This is a genomic window from Pseudomonas sp. GL_093 (assembly GCF_057837605.1).
Window position 1 is genome coordinate 309,831 of record NZ_CM174448.1, and the last position, 17,505, is coordinate 327,335.

The following is a 17,505-nucleotide window of genomic DNA, read 5'->3' on the forward strand; positions in this document are numbered from 1 at the left end:
CCTGTGGGTACAGGCGCATTATGCCTAGGCTTGCGGGCGCAGTCTGCGCGCCGTGGGTCAGGCACGCTTGCGGGGTGAAGATTCAGACGGTGCTTCAGGAAAAGACGTCAGCATCCTTGAAGAACGCGGCGGCCTGATCTTTGCCGGACAGTTGTGGCGCTTCGTCCAGTTGCCAATCAATGGCCAGGTCCGGGTCGTCCCAGCGAATGCTGCGCTCGGCGGACGGGGTGTAGTAGTCGGTGGTTTTGTAGAGGAATTCGGCGAACTCGCTCAGCACCACAAAACCGTGGGCGAAACCCTCCGGGACCCACATTTGACGATGGTTCTCGGCGGACAGACGCACGGCCACCCATTTGCCGAAATGTGGCGAGCTGCGGCGAATGTCCACCGCCACGTCGAGTACTTCACCCACTGTGACGCGAACCAGTTTGCCCTGAGTGTTTTCCAGTTGGTAATGCAGGCCGCGCAATACGCCTTTTTGCGAACGGGAGTGGTTGTCTTGAACGAAATTCGTCTCCAGGCCAGTCGCTTCATTGAAAGCCTTGGCATTGAAACTTTCATAAAAGAAACCGCGCTCGTCACCAAATACCCTGGGTTCGATGATCAGAACACCGGGCAGGTCGGTGGTGACTACTTTCATGGGGTTTCTCCAGCAATAGGCGTTGATAGGCGTCATTCTTGCGCAAAGTGGCGGCCGGGGCGAGTGGCGTGTGTTTTTTCCTGATCCGGTAACTGATTTGTCGAGCCTCAGGAGGGTTTCAGGCAGGCGAGGGGGTTGCGTATCGCCCAAAGCAGTGGCGATATAAGCGCCTAATAAAATTTCAGGGGTCGTTGTATGCCACTCGCCACGTTGATTCATCGCGCCAGTTTGCCCAGCCCGCAAGTGTCTGCGGAGCAAGCGCTTGAGCTGCTGAAGGGACATTACGGGCTGAGTGGAAGGTTGCAGGCCCTTGGTAGCCAGCAAGATCTTAACTTTCGGGTCGACAGCGACCAGGGGCGTTTTGTCCTGAAAATCTGCCGTGGTGACTACTCGGCGCAGGAGCTGCACGCCCAGCACGCCGGGCTCAAGCATTTGGGTGAACACCCCGATGTGCATGTGCCGCGAGTGATTTCCGCCAAAAACGGTGCAGACCTGCTTTCCCTGGACGTCGGCGGCCAATCGGTTCATGTGCGCTTGCTCGATTACATCGAAGGCCAGTCGCTCACACACCTGGATCATTTGCCCGGTTCAGTGGTGGCCGGGTTCGGTCGGCTCTGCGGTGAAATGGACCTGGCCCTGGCCGGCTTCGACCATCCGGGCCTCGAGCGCACCCTTCAATGGGACGCCCGTCACGCCAACGCGCTGATCGCGCATTTGCTGCCGGTCATCAACGACGACCAGCAACGTCGGCTAATTGCCGATGCGGCTGAACAGGCCGAGCGTCATTTGCAGCCGCTTGTGGATAAGCTGCCGGTGCAGGCCATTCACATGGATATCACCGACGACAACGTGGTGTGGCAGCGAGATTCGCAACGCCAGTGGCAATTGCAGGGTGTGATCGATTTCGGCGACCTGGTTCGTACCTGGCGCATTACTGATCTGTCGGTGACGTGTGCGGCGCTGCTGCACCATGCCGATGGCGATCCTTTCTACATTTTGCCGGCGGTTCAGGCCTATCACGCTGTCAATCCGCTCACGCATGAAGAGCTACTGGCGCTCTGGCCGCTGATCGTCGCCCGTGCGGCGGTGTTGGTGCTCAGTGGCGAACAGCAGGTCAGCATCGATCCTGGCAACGCGTACAGCCGCGACAACCTCACCCACGAGTGGGAGATTTTCCGCGTCGCTACATCAGTGCCGTTGGCGTTGATGGAAGCGGCGATCCTGACCTCGGTCGGACAGAACCTGCCGAGCATCGGCAGCGAAGGCTTTGCGCCGCTGTTGCCGAGTCTGGTCGGGCGTGAGTTTGCGTTGATCGATTTGGGTGTGCTCAGTCCGCATTTTGAGGCCGGTAACTGGGAGCAGGAGGGGATCGATCAGCGCCTGTTGACCGAAGCCGCCGCAGCTCATGGTCTGGCGGCCAGTCGTTATGGACAATATCGCTTGTCCCGCACCCGGCCGGACAGCGCCACTGAACCGGACACGTGCCCATTGCACGTCGAATTGCGCGTGCCCCACGGCACGGCGGTCGAGTCACCGTTTGCCGGGGTGGTGCATCAGCCGGCAGCAGGTGTGCTGCAATTGGATGGCCCGCAACTGAGCGTGCGGTTGTGGGGAGTGACCCCGTCGCTGCACACGGGCGCAGCGCTGGTCAAAGGCCAGGTGCTGGGTTCCGTCAGCGGGCCGTTGATTGTGCAGTTGTGCCGGGGCGCTTCGTTCACGGCGCCGTTGTTTTGCACGCCGTCCCGCGCGGCTGCCTGGCAAGCATTGTGCCCGTCACCGGCGGTGCTGCTGGGATTGGCCTGTGACGCCGAAGTGGAACTCGATTCGCAGACGTTGCTGGCGCGCCGTGACGCCAGTTTCGCCCGTACCCAGAAGCACTATTACGTCGACCCGCCGCGCATCGAACGTGGCTGGCGCAATCACCTGATCGACATGCAGGGCCGCTCCTACCTCGACATGCTCAACAACGTCGCGGTGCTGGGCCACGGTCATCCGCGCATGGCTGCTGTCGCCAGTCGTCAGTGGTCGTTGCTCAATACCAACTCGCGTTTTAACTATGCGGCGGTTGCCGAGTTTTCCGAGCGCTTGCTGAAGTTGTCGCCGGGCTCCATGGACCGGGTGTTCCTGGTCAACAGTGGCAGCGAGGCCAATGACCTGGCGATCCGTTTGGCTTGGGCCTACAGCGGCGGGCGCGACATGCTCAGCGTGCTGGAGGCCTATCACGGTTGGACAGTAGGAGCGGACGCGGTCTCGACTTCGATTGCCGATAACCCGAAGGCCTTGAGCAGCCGTCCGGACTGGGTGCATCCAGTCACCGCGCCGAACACCTATCGCGGCGAATTCCGTGGACCGGATAGCGCGCCGGACTACGTGCGCAGCGTTGAACACAACCTGGCGCAAATTGCCGAGCAGAAACGTCAACTGGCCGGTTTCATCTGCGAGCCGGTGTATGGCAATGCTGGCGGTATCTCGCTGCCGCCAGGGTATTTGAAGCAGGTTTATGCGCTGGTTCGTGCCCAGGGCGGTGTCTGCATCGCCGATGAAGTGCAGGTCGGTTACGGCCGCATGGGCAACTTTTTCTGGGGTTTCGAAGAGCAGGGCGTGGTGCCGGACATCATCACCATGGCCAAAGGCATGGGCAATGGCCAGCCGTTGGGCGCGGTGATCACCCGTCGGGAAATTGCCGAAGCGCTGGAGGCTGAGGGTTACTTCTTCTCGTCGGCCGGCGGCAGTCCGGTCAGTTGCCAGATCGGCATGGCGGTGCTGGATGTGATGGAAGAAGAAAAGCTCTGGGAAAACGCTCAGGTCGTGGGCGGGTATTTCAAGGAACGGCTTGAAGCGCTGATCGATATTCATCCGCTGGTGGGCGCGGTGCATGGTTCCGGCTTCTATCTAGGCGTGGAGTTGATCCGCAATCGCGAAACCCTGGAACCGGCAACCGAAGAAACCACGGCGCTGTGTGATCGATTGCGCGAGCTGGGGATCTTCATGCAGCCGACCGGCGATTACCTGAACATCCTCAAGATCAAACCGCCGATGGTGACCTCGCGTCAGAGCGTGGATTTCTTCGTGGACATGCTGTCGAAGGTTCTCGCAGAAGGTCTGTAAACACATAACCCTGTGGGAGTGAGCCTGCTCGCGATTGGGCAGGATCAGTCGACATCCATGTTGAATGTTCGACCGCAATCGCGAGCAGGCGCGCTCCCACATTGGTACGGTGTTAATTCGATAGATATCGGCTTTTTAGCAAAAAAATATGACAGAAGGTTTGCTTGTGGCTTCTAAAGCCGATTTTTATCGGTTATAAAGTCGCCACTGCCCCGGTGTGGCCTCACCACGCCCGGTGCTTCCCATTTCTGTCATCGGTCGATGCCACCTTCGACCCTCAAGCAATTGCCCCGGAGATGATTCATGAGCCGTATCGTTACCGTCGCCGCCACTCAGATGGCCTGTTCCTGGGACCTTGAAGCTAACATCGAGACCGCTGAGCGGCTGGTCCGTGAGGCCGCGGCGAAAGGCGCGCAGATCATCCTGATCCAGGAACTGTTCGAGGCTCCGTACTTCTGCCAGAAGCCGAACCCGGATTACCTGCAGCTGGCCACGACCGTTGAAGACAACGTCGCCATCAAGCACTTCCAGAAAGTTGCCAAAGAACTGCAAGTCGTTTTGCCGATCAGCTTCTACGAACTGGCAGGCCGCGCGCGTTTCAACAGCATCGCGATTATCGATGCCGACGGCAGCAACCTCGGGATTTATCGTAAAAGCCATATCCCGGACGGCCCTGGCTACCACGAAAAGTACTACTTCAACCCGGGCGATACCGGCTTCAAAGTCTGGAACACCCGTTACGCGAAAATCGGCGTGGGCATCTGCTGGGACCAGTGGTTCCCGGAATGCGCCCGCAGCATGGCGTTGCTGGGCGCGGAAATCCTGTTCTACCCGACCGCGATCGGCAGCGAGCCACACGACAAGACCATTTCGTCCCGTGATCACTGGCAGCGCGTGCAACAAGGCCATGCCGGCGCCAACCTGATGCCGCTGATCGCCAGCAACCGCATCGGTAACGAAGAGCAGGACGGCTACGACATTACCTTCTACGGTTCGTCTTTCATTGCCAACCAGTTCGGCGAGAAGGTTCAAGAGCTCAATGAAACCGAAGAAGGTGTGCTGGTTCAGAGCTTCGATCTGGATGAACTGGAGCACATCCGCAGCGCGTGGGGCTCGTTCCGTGATCGTCGCCCGAACCTGTATGGCACACTAAAGACCCTCGACGGATCCCTGGAGTCCTGATCGCTATGACCACTTTGAACAGCACCCCTCGCGCCGACGGCTTTTACATGCCGGCCGAATGGGCGCCGCAAACCCAGACCTGGATGATCTGGCCCGAGCGCCCGGACAACTGGCGCCTGGGTGGCAAACCGGCGCAAGCCGCGCACGTCGCGGTGGCTAAAGCCATTGCCCGTTTCGAACCGGTGACCGTGGCGGTTTCCGCTGGCCAATACGAAAACGCCCGTGCCCGTCTGGACGTGCCGAATATTCGTGTGGTGGAAATGTCCAGCGACGACGCCTGGGTTCGCGACACCGGCCCGACGTTTGTCATCAATAACAGTGGCGAAGTCCGTGGTGTGAATTGGGACTTCAACTCGTGGGGCGGTTTCGACGGGGGTCTGTATTCGCCGTGGAATCGCGATTCCCAGGTCGGCGGCAAGATCCTCGAGATCGAGCGCAGCCAGCGCTACCGCACCGAGGGCTTTGTGCTCGAAGGCGGTTCGATCCACGTTGATGGCGAAGGCACGCTGATCACCACCGAAGAATGCCTGCTTAACCGCAATCGCAATCCGCACATGAACCGTGCAGAAATCGAAGCGGTGCTCAGCGCGAATCTGGCTGTGGATAAAATCATCTGGCTACCGGACGGTTTGTTCAACGACGAAACCGACGGTCATGTGGATAACTTCTGCTGCTACGTGCGTCCGGGCGAAGTGTTGCTGGCCTGGACCGATGACCCGCAGGACCCGAACTACCCGCGCTGCCAGGCGGCAATGAAAGTGCTGGAAAGCAGCACCGACGCCAAGGGTCGCCCATTCACGGTGCACAAGATGCCGATTCCAGGGCCGCTGTATGCGACCGAAGAAGAGTGCGCGGGTGTTGATCCGGTGGACGGGACTCAGGAACGTAATCCGACCGTGCGTCTGGCTGGTTCCTACGTGAACTTTCTGATCGTGAACGGCGGCATCATCGCGCCGAGCTTCGACGATCCGTTGGATGGCCCGGCAAAAGAGATTTTGCAGGCACTGTTCCCGCAGCACGAAGTGGTGATGGTGCCCGGCCGCGAACTGTTACTGGGAGGCGGTAACATCCACTGCCTTACCCAACAACAGCCAGCACCGCACAAGGAGTGAGTTGGGTTGTAACAGCTTGAGTTGATTGCAGAATCGATTCGGCAACCGTTTTCACTCACGGTTTAGCAGAAAGCCCGCAGCCCTAAAGGACTGCGGGCTTTTTTGTATCCACTTGTCGACAGTTGCGAAACCTTGGCACAGCTCTTGTATCTCTCATGGTGCAAAACAGGGAGGGGAGAACTGCGATGTTCTGTCATAAACCTTGGATAAGTTAGCCGCTCACAAACCAGGAGAGAGCGCGGAAATGAACGCCGAAATGAATGTTGTGAGCGAGCGGGCGTTGCATCCCCTGGCAGTAAACAGCGAATCGCTCCAGGTCCTGGCGCACTGGTTGAAGTCCAATGGAACGCGTCAGATCAGAGAACCTGATCCGCGCCGGATGATGATCGAACGCTACCCCGCTGGTTTATTCAGCGAAGCGGAGCTGGAAGCGTTGTGGGATGTGATGGAAGGATAAGAAGAAAAAACAACGGATTGGTAAAAGCGCTGCCGGGATGGCGGCGCTTTTTTTTTGCCTGTAGGTTTTTTGTGATCACTGCAGACCCAATGTGGGAGCGAGCTTGCTCGCGATGGCGGTGGATCAGTCGACATCAATGTTGAATGTCCAGCCGCCATCGCGAGCAAGCTCGCTCCCACAGGGTTTTGCGGTGTTTAGAAACTGTAGGTTCCGGTCACGACCAGGCTACGCGGTTCACCAGGCTGAATCTGCGCCGCACTGGTGGCCGACGAGTAGTAGGTCTTGTCGCTAATGTTGTTCAGCGCCGCGCGCAAATCCCAATCCTTCTGCCGGAACCCGGCCAATGCATCCCAACGACCGTAACCCGGCAGCACGGTGGTGTTGAGGTTGTCGGCATAACGCTGGCCCACCAGGGTCAGACCGGTTTCGGCGTACCAGCCCATTTCCGGTTTCCAGGTCAGGAACAGGCTGCCGTTATGCTTGGCCACGTTGCTGATGCGTTTGCCTTCAAAGCCGTTGTTGTCCTTCTCGACCGTCGCGTCCTGCACACCCACGCCACCGCGCACGTACCAGTTGCCAGCGATCTTGCCGGTGCCAGTCAGCTCGATCCCGCGGGAACGTTGCACGCCGGTCAGCAAGGTCACGCTCGGATCATTCGGATCGCTGGTACGGCGGTTGTAGAGTTCCAGTTCGTAAATCGCCAGCGTGGTGCTCAGGCGGTCATCGAGCCAGTCGCTCTTCACGCCGATTTCCTTTTGCTTGGTCAGTTCGGGACTCAGGTCGTTGCTGTTGCCGGCGGCACCCGGGGTGATACCGATCAAACCACCGCCGACCGGGGAAAACGTCTTGGTCCAGGAGGCGTAGAAGGAATGATTCTGCAGCGGCGTCCACACCAGTCCTACACGCGGGCTGGTGCTATGGCTGTCGCGGTCTTCGGAAATGTCCCGCAGCTTGTTGGTCGACTCGATGTCGAAGGTGTCGTAACGCAAGCCGGCCAGCAATTGCCATTGATCGTTCAGACGCAGTTGATCCTGCACGTACACCGCACGGCTTTCGACTTCGGTGTGAGTGCTGCTGGAAACCTGCATCCGCCCGGTATGGCGCAAATTGCGGTCGGGGTTGTACAGGTCCAGTGCCGGTACAGGCTGAGTCCCGCGTCCGGTGGCGGCGTTGTACAACGTAGGGTCACGCCGCTGGCTGCCGATTTCGATGCCGGTCAGCAAGCGATGCTCAAGGCCAAACGTGTCGAAACCGCCTTCCAGCTCTACGTTGTTGTAGACGTTGCGGGTGGTCAGGTCCTGTTGCCAGTGCTGGCGCGTGACCTTGTTGGTCGCCGGGGTGTAACCGGTCAAATAGGTGTTGTCGAAATCGCTGTCGAGCTTGAACACGCCCAATGTGTGGCGCAGCTGCCAGTTGTCGCTGAGCTCATAACTGAGTTTCGAGCGCAGGGATTGCGACTTGTCGTCGATGAAATCGTGTTCGCTGCCGTAGGTCGTATCCCGTCCTACGTCCGCCGGGCGTCCGTTTACACCGGGGATACCGCGATCCGGCGTACGGTTGTAGCGGCTGTATTCGTACTGCACCAGCCAGTTCAGGTCCGGCGTCAGTTGCCAGCTCATCGACGGAGCGAACAGCTGGCGATTGCCGCTCACGCCGTCGCGGAAGCTGTTTTGATCCATGTTGCCCATGTTCAGGCGCAGGCTGATGTTCTCGCTCGGGTCGGTGCTGAGGTCGGCGTAGAGGCTGCGCAGATCATCGCTGCCGCCTTGGGCCTCGAGGGTCGAGCGGCGACCGAATTCAGGCAGTTTGCTGACCCGATTGACGATCCCGCCCTGACTGCCACGACCATATAAAACCGCGGCCGGGCCTTTGAGGATTTCGATGCGTTCGATGTTGTGCAAATCGCGCACGTATTGGCTGTCGTCACGGATGCCGTCGAGGTAGAAGTCGTTGCTGGCGTCGAAACCGCGGATGCGCAGACTGTCGAAGCGCGTGTCGGCGCCGCTGCTGACGTTGGGGATGCCGCTCAGCGCGGTGCCCAGATCGTTGGTGCCGTAATCCACGACGTTCGAAGTTTTGATCGAGTCGATGGCCTGTGGAACGTAGCGCACCGGCGTGGCGGTGCGGGTCGCGGTGCTGGTTTCCTTCACACGCGGGTCATCGGCTTCAGCTTCGGCGCTGATCGACGTTTCGGGTAAAACGGTGGGGGCGGCGCAGGCAAAACCGGCAGAGAGAAATGCAGAAAGCCCAAGGGTAACGGGCGTGAGGCGAAAGGGGGCAGGCATCTGAAACGCATCCGAAAGGGTGGAGTAATTCGAGGGTGCGAATGGTAATGCTTGTTATTTGCTTCCGTTAATTATTCTTGAAAGGTTTCTTGGTTTGATTATTTCGAATTGTGTCGAGATGGCGACAGTGGGGTCGTGAGGCCATTCGACCGATTCATGAAACAGACTGAAAGCCATTCCAGCGTTTTTCAGAAACGGACGGAGGACTAATCTGCCGGCATCTCGTTTTCCTACGCTTTTGCCGGAGTCTTCCCATGATCCTTCATTACATTTACGACCCGTTGTGCGGCTGGTGCTACGGCGCAAAACCGCTGGTGCAAGCCGCCCAGGCTGTGTTGCCAGTGATCGCCCACGGCGGCGGCATGATGACCGGCGCCAACCGCCAGACCGTCTCGCCACAACTGCGCAACTACGTGATGCCCCATGACCGGCGCATTGCCGAGTACACCGGTCAGCCGTTCGGCGAGGCGTATTTCGAAGGGTTGCTGCGCGATGAGACGGCGGTTTTCGATTCCGCACCGCCGATTGCCGCGGTGCTGGCAGCCGACCAGATCGCCGGTCGCGGACTGGAGTTGCTGGGGCGTTTGCAGAGTGCTCACTACGAGGAAGGTCGACGCATAGCCGATGAAGCTGTGTTGTTAGAACTCGCGAAAGACATCGGTCTGGAACCTAAAGCGTTCCAGGTTGCTTTCAAAGCAGCTGAAACCGATCGCCACATCAAGGACAGTCGAGCATTCCTGGCCGAAGTCGGCGGCCAGGGTTTCCCGACCTTCGCCCTGGAACACAACGGCCAAATTACCCTGATCGATATCAGCCCGTGGCTCGGCAAGCCGCAAGCCTTTGCGGCATGGCTGAGTCAGTCGCTTCCCGCACAAGCGTCATCATCGGAGCTTCAAGCCTGTGGCCTGAACGGTTGCGCCGATTGACGTCGACAAGTGATTTCTTAGACGTTTTTCGCCTGTTTACAGATGATTCATGAAATTGACACATCGTTAAGGGCGCGGCTAGGATTCGCCCCACGCCTGTGGCTAACCGCCATGACTCATAAAATAACAAAAAGGCCCGCCACGATTTCTTCGTGCGCGGGCCTTTTTGTTTGGGGTGAAAAAAGAGTGCGATAGCGCCGTTTCAGCCGTTCGACGCAGCGCGTATCAACCGATCATAAGGAAAAGAACAACATGTTGAACAAGCGAATCAGCCTGATCGCTCTGGGGATGTTGAGTGCTACACAGGTCATGGCTAACGACCAGGCAGAATCCAAGGGTTTTGTTGAAGACAGCAGCCTCAAAGTGCTGCTGCGCAATGCCTACATCAATCGCGACAAAAAAGACGGCAACGACGACCAGCGTGAATGGGGTCAGGCTGCCATCGGCACCTACACCTCGGGCTTCACCCAAGGTACCGTCGGCGTGGGCGTTGATGCCTTCGGTCTGTACGGCTTGCGTCTGGACCGCGGTAGCCACAGCGGCGGCCAAGGCATCGACTTCTTTAAGGAAGGCGACAGCGGTAACCCGGCCGGCGATCTGGCCAAGGCCGGTGGCGCGGTAAAATTCCGCCTATCCAGCACCGTTCTGACTTACGGCGACCAGATGCCGGTCCTGCCGGTGTTGAGCTACGACAACGGGCGTCTGCTGCCGGAAAGCTACACCGGCACCCTGATCACCTCCAAGGAGATCAAAGGTCTGGAGCTGAACGCCGGTCGCTTCACCGCCGAATCGCGCAAAAGCGCTGAAGGCCATGACAGCGGCGGCCTGAAGTCGATCAACGTGTTGGGCGGTAGTTACCAGTTCACCGAACAGTTCAAGGCTGCGCTGTACGCCTCCGACGTCGAAGACGTGTTGAAGAAGCAATACGTGAACGCCAACTACGTGTTTCCGATCGACAAGGATCAGTCCCTGACCCTGGACTTCAACGGCTACCGCACCAAGCTGGACGATTCCTACGTCCGCGAAAGCGGTGCGACCGGCGACGACAACAAAATCTGGAGCCTGGCCGCCACATTCGCCACCGGCGCGCACTCGTTCACGCTCGCCCACCAGCGCAGCACCGGCGACAGCAACCTGGGCTACGCCTACGGCGGCTACCAGAAAGATCAAGGTCGCGTCGGCGACGGCGGCAACACTATCTACCTGGCGAACTCCTACTGGTCCGACTTCAACGCCGAAGACGAACGCAGCTGGCAGCTGGGCTACGGCCTCGACTTCAGCACCTTCGGAATTCCAGGCCTGAGCTACAACTTTGCCTACGTGCGCGGCGACAACATCACCACCTCCACCAGCGAAGGCGGTACCGAGCGCGAAATCTTCAACCAGTTCAAGTACGTCGTGCAAAGCGGCCCGGCCAAAGACCTGAGCGTGAAACTGCGCAGCTCGATCCTGCGTGTCTCGCAGAAATCGAGTGAGTACAACTCCAGCGGTAACGAAGTGCGTGTGTTCGTGGATTACCCGATCAACATTTTCTGATGATCGGTTGCACCATCGAGGCCTGATGCAAGGCTGAGAAAGGAAAAGCCCCGACTGGTTCGGGGCTTTTTTGTGGGTGCGATTTAGAGCTCAACGCTCTCAGCTATTTCCTGCGTTGAACCGGGACGGTTCTCGAGTAGGAAAGGGATCAGGCTGATATTCATCGCGAGCTCAAACGGTTGAAATGTTGGGCGAGAAATCCAGCTGATTTTGGTTACTACCATGGGCATATTGCTGAAAACTACAGTGCGTTGCCGCATTGATGAGGTTTTGAAGGCGCAGGCTACTGAGGTCTTGAGTGCTTGCGGCCTGAGCATCAGTGATGCCATGCGTCTTTTTCTTCGTCAGGTTGTAGCCACTCAGGGCCTCCCGTTTGAGGTGCGCGTCCCTTCGGAGAAGACGGCCCGTGCCATGACGGAAGCACGAGATATTCGCCAGCGGTTCGACTCGATAGACGACATGCTGAGGGACGCTGAGGGCGAAACCGGAAGAAAAGCAAAAGCGCGCTGAGCTGCACACCAGTGCGCACAAATATTGGCCCGGACGCTGTGACATGAATGAAGTCCGTCAGATTCTTGATGATTTATGAGCACACGCGCTCCGATCTGATCACATTTGTTGATCTCGGAAGTCATTCCGAACTGTTCAAGTAGCGCCTCTCAACACAAGCCCCGACTGGTTCGGGGCTTTTTTGTGGGCGCTGCAGGGCTCTGGCTTGAGCCACCTGGCGATTCGAGCCGCACGGCACAGCCCGGATTCTCCGCTACGAATGATCGAAACGATCATCTGAATGATTGATTTGCGCAAATTAAACCGAAGGCCTAAGATAAATTTGACTGAAACAATCAGTAAATGATCGGTTCAGTCAGTTTCGAGGTGATGCACGTCTTACCCAACAATTATAAAAGGAGACTCTCGTGGCCCAATTTCCTATTAAACGCACCATTGAGCGCATACCGGGCGGCATGATGATCGTGCCCCTGCTGATTGGCTCGCTGGTGGCAACCTTCCTGCCCGACACGCCCAAGTTTTTCGGCTCATTCACCAATGCACTGTTCACCGGGGCGCTGCCGATCCTCGCGGTGTTCTACGTCTGCATGGGCGCGAGCATCAATATCAAAGCCACGCCTTACCTGCTCAAGAAGGGCGGCACGTTGCTCGCAACCAAAGTCGGCATCGCCGTCCTCATTGGTATTGTGCTTGGGCACTTCCTGGGCGAGCAGCCGATTTCGTCAGGCCTCTTCGCCGGCATTTCAACGCTGGCGGTGGTCGCTGCGATGAACGACACCAACGGCGGCTTATATATGGCGCTGATGGGGCAGTACGGTCGCTCCGAAGACGTCGGCGCCTACTCGGTCATGTCGTTGGAGTCCGGTCCTTTTCTGACGATGGTCACTTTGGGTATCGCTGGGCTGTCGGCATTCCCCTGGCCGACGCTGGTGGGCAGCATCCTGCCACTGGCGCTCGGCATGCTGTTGGGCAATCTCGACCGTGACATGCGCGATTTCCTGGCCAAAGCCGTTCCCGTCATGATCCCGTTCTTCGCTCTGGCTCTCGGTGCCAGTCTGGACTTGCATAACGTCTGGCAGGCCGGTTTGCTGGGGCTCGGCATGGGTGTTGCGGTTGTCGTTTTGACCGGGATCCCGCTGTTCTTCGCCGATCGTTTGACCGGCGGCACTGGCGTCGCCGGTGTCGCCGCGGCCACTACCGCCGGGAATGCCGCCGCCGTACCTGCGCTGATCGCGGCAGCCAATCCGGTGTACGCCGAAGCAGCCAAGAGCGCGACAATCCTGGTGGCTTCCTGCGTCGTAGTGACCGCGATCCTCGCGCCGCTGCTCACCGCCGCCGTCGCCAAGCGCGTGCAGCAGCGCAACCCCATCGCCATTCCTGAGCCGGAAATTGAACCTCAAAAGCAGGAGGCCTTGCGATGAGGATGCTGATCATCGCTGACGATCTGTCGGGCGCGGCGGATTGCGCCATCGGCTTTGCGAGCGCGGGAATGCAAACGGTCGTCACGCTCGACCCCTTGAATGACAAGGCTGACGCTCAAGTGATTGCCGCCGATACGGACACTCGGCGCCTCTCACCGGCGCGGGCCGCCGAGCGTACCGTCGCCGCGTTCAAGGCACTGCATCAGCCTGGGCAGCGGCTGTACAAGAAAATCGATTCGACCTTGCGCGGCAACTGGGCGGCGGAAGTCGCTGCTCTGCAACCGTTGGCGGGACTGGCCATTGTGGCCCCGGCGTTTCCCGCTACAGGTCGTACGTTGCGCGGCGGTCGAGTGTTCGTGAACGGCCAGCCGCTGGAAACAACCGATACCTGGAAACTGGAAAACGCCGACCGTCCGGCCGATGTCGAAGCGATGCTCCTCACCGCAGGCCTGACCACTGCGAAGCTGGATCTTGAAACCTTGCGCGGCAATGAAGGCGCGCTCGCCCGGCACATTGCCGAGGTCGCCCGCAGCGGCACGCAGGCGTTGATCGTCGACGCGCAAACCGAAGACGACTTGCTAACCCTCGCTCGCCTGACTGCGTCGATGGACCAGCCACTGTTCTGGATCGGTTCGGGTGGCCTTGCGCGGGAAATAGCCAGCCTTCCTGATTTCTCCGAAGTACGCGACGCGGCCATCGAACCCGATGCCGTCGAAAAAAGTCAGGCACCCATTCTGATACTCGTCGGCAGCCTCTCCGGCGTCTGCGAACGCCAGTGCGCGCTGCTCAAAGAGCGCGGTGGGGTCAGCGAATTGGTCGTTCCGCCTGAGGTCCTTCGCCAAGGCACAACCCATGGCGATTGGGCGATCTGGCAGGCGCGCATCGGCGAGCAACTCGACGGCTGGAGCGACCTGTTGCTGCGCATCGGACGCGATGAGGCGTTCGATCCCCAAGAGGGCGCGCAACTCTCGACCATGCTGGCCGTGCTGGTAGAACCGCATTTCTCCAAGGTCGGTGGCCTGATCGCCACGGGCGGCGAGACGGCGCGGGCCATATTGACCACTGTCGGGATCGACAGCCTGCAATTGCTGACGGAAATCGAAGCCGGCGTCGCCTTCGCGCGACCGACCGTTTCCCGGCAGGGCCATCGTCCCGCAATTGTTACCAAGGCGGGCGCGTTCGGCAGCGATCACGCGTTGTACGCGGCATGGCAACACCTGAGCGACAGCGCCGATCGCTCCCCGCCCAAACGCACACGAATCCAAGGACTCGAATGAACACTATGAGCAACTACCTCCCCATCATCGGCATCACCATGGGCGACGCCACGGGCGTCGGTCCGGAAATCATCGTCAAGAGCCTGACTCATGACGTCGTCTACCAACAGTGCCGGCCGCTGGTGATCGGCGATGCCCGTCGTCTTGAGCAGGCCAATGTCATCGTCGGCGGCAGCGCCAAAGTGCGCCGCATCGAGGATGCCTCCCAGGCGTTGTACGAGGCCGGCACCATTGACTGCATCGACCTCGACCTGATTCCCGACGACCTGCCGTTCGGCGAGCTCTCGCCCATTGCCGGTGACGCTGCTTATCAATACATCGCCCGTGCCGTCGAGCTGGCGCAGGCCAAACAAATCGATGCGATTTGCACCGCGCCGTTGAACAAGGAAGCGCTGCACGCCGGCGGCCACAAGTACCCCGGCCATACCGAAATGCTCGCGCACCTGACCAACGTCGACGAAGTGTCGATGATGCTGGTGGCGCCGCAACTGCGGGTGATTCACGTCACGACCCACATCGGCATCATCGATGCGATCCGCAAGATTGAGCCGGGCCTGGTCCAGCGCACGATCGAGCGCGGCAACGCGACGCTGATCAAGGCCGGCATCGCCAAGCCGCGTATCGGCGTGTGCGGGATCAATCCCCATGCCGGCGAAAACGGTTTGTTCGGCTATGGCGAAGAGGAAGAAAAAATCATCCCGGCGGTGAAGCTGTTGCAGGAACGCGGCCTCGACGTGACGGGCCCACTGCCCGCCGACACGCTGTTCTTCCGTGCCGGACGCGGCGACTTCGATCTGGTGGTGGCGATGTATCACGACCAGGGCCACGGCCCGGTCAAAGTGCTGGGACTTGAAGCGGGCGTGAACGTGACCGTCGGCCTGGACGTGATCCGTACGTCGGTCGACCACGGCACCGCTTTCGATATCGCGGGCAAGGGCATTGCCGATGAACGCAGCCTGCTTGAAGCGCTGCGCCAGGGTGCGGAGCTTGCCACGCGACGGGGATGAGTCGCAGGGACGCTGTCGTGTAAGATCGACCACCGTCCACACAACGAGACCCGCCATGAAAGCCTCCGAACGCCACCGCGCCATCCTCGATCTCGTGCGTATTGGCGATGCCAACGTCGAGCAATTGAGCGCGGCGCTCGGGGTTTCGGAAGCGACGGTGCGGCGCGACCTGACCATGCTCGCCAAACAGCGGCACCTGGTGCGCACCTACGGTGGCGCCACCTCGGTGGTTGGCGTGCATGAGCCGGAAGCTTCGCTGGAAGAGCGCAAGACCAGCCAGTGGGAGCAGAAAGACGCCATCGCCCAGGCGGCCGCAGCTCACGTCCAGGACGGCGACACTGTATTGCTCGACGGCGGCACCACCTGCGCCGCGCTGGCCCATCATTTGTGCTCGCGACAAGACGTGCATGTGGTCACCAACAACCTGCTGGCCGTGATGACCCTGGCCAATGCGCCGGGCGTGCGGTTGACCTTGATCGGCGGCGATTTGCGCGGTTCGAGCATGAGCACGTTGGGGCCGTTGGCCGAGCTGACGTTGAGCCGGTTGAGTGTCGACAAAGCCTTCCTCGGTGCTGACGGCGTGGTTGCCGAGTTTGGTTTGTGCGAAGCGAGCGCGCAGCAGGCGTATCTGAAGGAATGCATCATCAAGCGTGCGGCGCAGATTGTTGTCCTCGCCGACACCGACAAACTCGGTCGTGCGCGGCAACAGCATTGGACGCCGATTGAGCGGGAATGGCGGTTGATTACCGGTGCTACGGCCGATGAAGCGGCACTGGCGCCGTTTCGGGCGATTCAGCAAATCACTGTGGAAACCGTGATCGTCGAAAAGCCTTAGAAAATCCGTAAGCGAACAAAAATTTAAAAGATGTTCGGATCTGTACTACTCTGAAGGCATATCCCTTTGCCCGAAGGAGTCCTTCCAATGGCCACTTCATCCCCCGTCCGCACGGCTCCCCAAGAACTCGACACCCCGGAAGCCGGCCGTGTCGCGCTCAAGTTCTTTTTCAACCTGATGGAGCGTTGGGGCTGCACCGCCGAAGAACAGCGCACGCTGTTGGGTAAAGTCGGCAACACCACCTTCTACAAATACAAACACCTGCCGCCCAATGTGCGTCTCCCGCATGACACCCTGGAGCGCATCTCCTACCTGATGGGCATCCACAAAGCGCTGAGCATCATCTTCAGCAACAACCGCGACCGCGCCTACGAATGGGTCAGCAGCCCGAACACCGCCGCCCCGTTCAATGGTCAATCCGCGTTGAGCTATATGCTGGCCGGCCGGGTGGTGGACATCGCTGACGTGCGTCGCTACCTCGATGGCGTCCGCGGCTGATGGCCCCGGAAGTAGCGCTCCCCGAGTGGAACCGTGCTTACCGGATGATCAACAGCGCGTTCCCCCCGATCACCCTGTTTGAAGACGTGCTCGACCCCGAAGACCTGCAAACCGCCTACGCCCTGGAAGCCCTGACCAACGACCGGTTGGCGCAAGAAGCCGGCGTGCTCTCCCGCGTGCTGCCCGAAGACCGAATCTCCGGCCCCGGCTCATCACCGGTCATGGCCGCGTTCACCCACATCGGTAAAACCAGCCGCTTCACCGACGGCACCTACGGCGTCTACTACGCCGCCAGCAGCCAGGCCGCCGCCATCGCCGAAACGAGCTATCACCAGGAACGCTTCCTGGCCGCGACCAACGAGCCCGACATCGAGTTGACCCTGCGCACCTACGTCAACAAAGTCGTTAAACCGATGCATGACGTTCGCCAACACTACCCAGAGCTGCACAACCCGGATCCTGACGCTTACGGGCCGTCACAGGCGTTTGCCCGGCAACTGCGTGAAACCTTGTCGTGGGGGCTGCTTTACAACAGCGTCCGGCTGCCTGGGCATGAATGTGTCGCTGCGTTTCGTCCGCCGGCCGTGTCTATTCCGAAGCAAGGCAAGCACATTCGTTATGTGTGGAGTGCGAGTAGTCGGAAGATTTCGTTTGTGTTTGAGGTCAGCGAAGTGTGAGCCGGAAACTAAAAAGCCCCGATTGATTCGGGGC

15 protein-coding genes are annotated in these 17,505 nt (G+C 59.6%); 13 read left to right on the forward strand and 2 right to left on the reverse strand.

The genetic code is table 11. The annotated features are described in order from the left end of the window. Window positions 1-94: 94 nt before the first annotated feature. The gene (gene rfbC, locus AC3IUE_RS01370; protein ID WP_489265134.1) at window positions 95-640 is read right to left on the reverse strand and encodes a dTDP-4-dehydrorhamnose 3,5-epimerase; all 546 of its coding nucleotides are present in this window, start codon (window positions 638-640) and stop codon (window positions 95-97) included. A gap of 195 nt (window positions 641-835) precedes the next feature. Between rfbC and AC3IUE_RS01375 the strand changes: the two genes are divergently transcribed. The 4 genes from AC3IUE_RS01375 to AC3IUE_RS01390 all read left to right on the forward strand — a co-directional run bounded on the left by AC3IUE_RS01375 (window position 836) and on the right by AC3IUE_RS01390 (window position 6,499). Continuing rightward, window positions 836-3,748 carry an aminotransferase gene (locus tag AC3IUE_RS01375; RefSeq protein WP_489265136.1) on the forward strand — a complete coding sequence of 971 codons (2,913 nt, stop codon included), beginning with the start codon at window positions 836-838 and terminating at the stop codon, window positions 3,746-3,748. Window positions 3,749-4,051: 303 nt separating this feature from the next. Beyond that, window positions 4,052-4,930, forward strand: coding sequence for an N-carbamoylputrescine amidase (gene aguB / locus AC3IUE_RS01380; RefSeq protein ID WP_046045523.1), 879 nt, complete (start codon window positions 4,052-4,054; stop codon window positions 4,928-4,930). A gap of 5 nt (window positions 4,931-4,935) precedes the next feature. Then, entirely contained in the window at window positions 4,936-6,042 is a 1,107-nt protein-coding gene (gene aguA, locus AC3IUE_RS01385; protein ID WP_056745555.1) for an agmatine deiminase, read from the forward strand. Window positions 6,043-6,286: 244 nt separating this feature from the next. Then, on the forward strand, window positions 6,287-6,499 hold the full coding sequence (locus AC3IUE_RS01390) for a hypothetical protein (RefSeq protein WP_046045525.1): 213 nt from the start codon (window positions 6,287-6,289) through the stop codon (window positions 6,497-6,499). 194 nt (window positions 6,500-6,693) lie between these two features. Here AC3IUE_RS01390 and AC3IUE_RS01395 read toward each other — a convergent pair whose 3' ends face one another. Continuing rightward, complete coding sequence (locus AC3IUE_RS01395; protein WP_489265139.1) at window positions 6,694-8,784, reverse strand: TonB-dependent receptor; 2,091 nt, start codon at window positions 8,782-8,784, stop codon at window positions 6,694-6,696. Between the two features lie 254 nt (window positions 8,785-9,038). Between AC3IUE_RS01395 and AC3IUE_RS01400 the strand changes: the two genes are divergently transcribed. The 9 genes from AC3IUE_RS01400 to AC3IUE_RS01440 all read left to right on the forward strand — a co-directional run bounded on the left by AC3IUE_RS01400 (window position 9,039) and on the right by AC3IUE_RS01440 (window position 17,471). Beyond that, complete coding sequence (locus tag AC3IUE_RS01400) at window positions 9,039-9,710, forward strand: DsbA family protein (protein WP_489265141.1); 672 nt, start codon at window positions 9,039-9,041, stop codon at window positions 9,708-9,710. Between the two features lie 252 nt (window positions 9,711-9,962). Further along, the gene (locus AC3IUE_RS01405) at window positions 9,963-11,246 is read left to right on the forward strand and encodes an OprD family porin (protein ID WP_489265143.1); all 1,284 of its coding nucleotides are present in this window, start codon (window positions 9,963-9,965) and stop codon (window positions 11,244-11,246) included. A 222-nt stretch (window positions 11,247-11,468) separates the two neighbouring features. After that, window positions 11,469-11,756, forward strand: coding sequence for a type II toxin-antitoxin system RelB/DinJ family antitoxin (locus AC3IUE_RS01410; protein ID WP_489265145.1), 288 nt, complete (start codon window positions 11,469-11,471; stop codon window positions 11,754-11,756). A 407-nt stretch (window positions 11,757-12,163) separates the two neighbouring features. Further along, window positions 12,164-13,177: a 2-keto-3-deoxygluconate permease gene (locus AC3IUE_RS01415; RefSeq protein ID WP_056745540.1), complete on the forward strand. Its 1,014-nt coding sequence runs from the start codon at window positions 12,164-12,166 to the stop codon at window positions 13,175-13,177. Continuing rightward, window positions 13,174-14,454, forward strand: coding sequence for a four-carbon acid sugar kinase family protein (locus tag AC3IUE_RS01420; protein ID WP_489265147.1), 1,281 nt, complete (start codon window positions 13,174-13,176; stop codon window positions 14,452-14,454). Before AC3IUE_RS01415 ends, AC3IUE_RS01420 begins: the two co-directional genes overlap by 4 nt. A 5-nt stretch (window positions 14,455-14,459) precedes the next feature. Beyond that, window positions 14,460-15,461, forward strand: a complete 1,002-nt coding sequence (gene pdxA, locus AC3IUE_RS01425; RefSeq protein WP_056745537.1) for a 4-hydroxythreonine-4-phosphate dehydrogenase PdxA — start codon at window positions 14,460-14,462, stop codon at window positions 15,459-15,461. 55 nt (window positions 15,462-15,516) lie between these two features. Then, complete coding sequence (locus AC3IUE_RS01430) at window positions 15,517-16,296, forward strand: DeoR/GlpR family DNA-binding transcription regulator (RefSeq protein WP_489265149.1); 780 nt, start codon at window positions 15,517-15,519, stop codon at window positions 16,294-16,296. 87 nt (window positions 16,297-16,383) lie between these two features. Continuing rightward, window positions 16,384-16,794 (forward strand): MbcA/ParS/Xre antitoxin family protein, encoded by a 411-nt coding sequence (locus AC3IUE_RS01435; protein WP_489265151.1) that lies wholly within the window; start codon window positions 16,384-16,386, stop codon window positions 16,792-16,794. Continuing rightward, entirely contained in the window at window positions 16,794-17,471 is a 678-nt protein-coding gene (locus AC3IUE_RS01440; protein WP_462000470.1) for an RES family NAD+ phosphorylase, read from the forward strand. The genes AC3IUE_RS01435 and AC3IUE_RS01440 overlap by 1 nt, the downstream gene beginning before the upstream one ends. Window positions 17,472-17,505 lie beyond the last annotated feature (34 nt).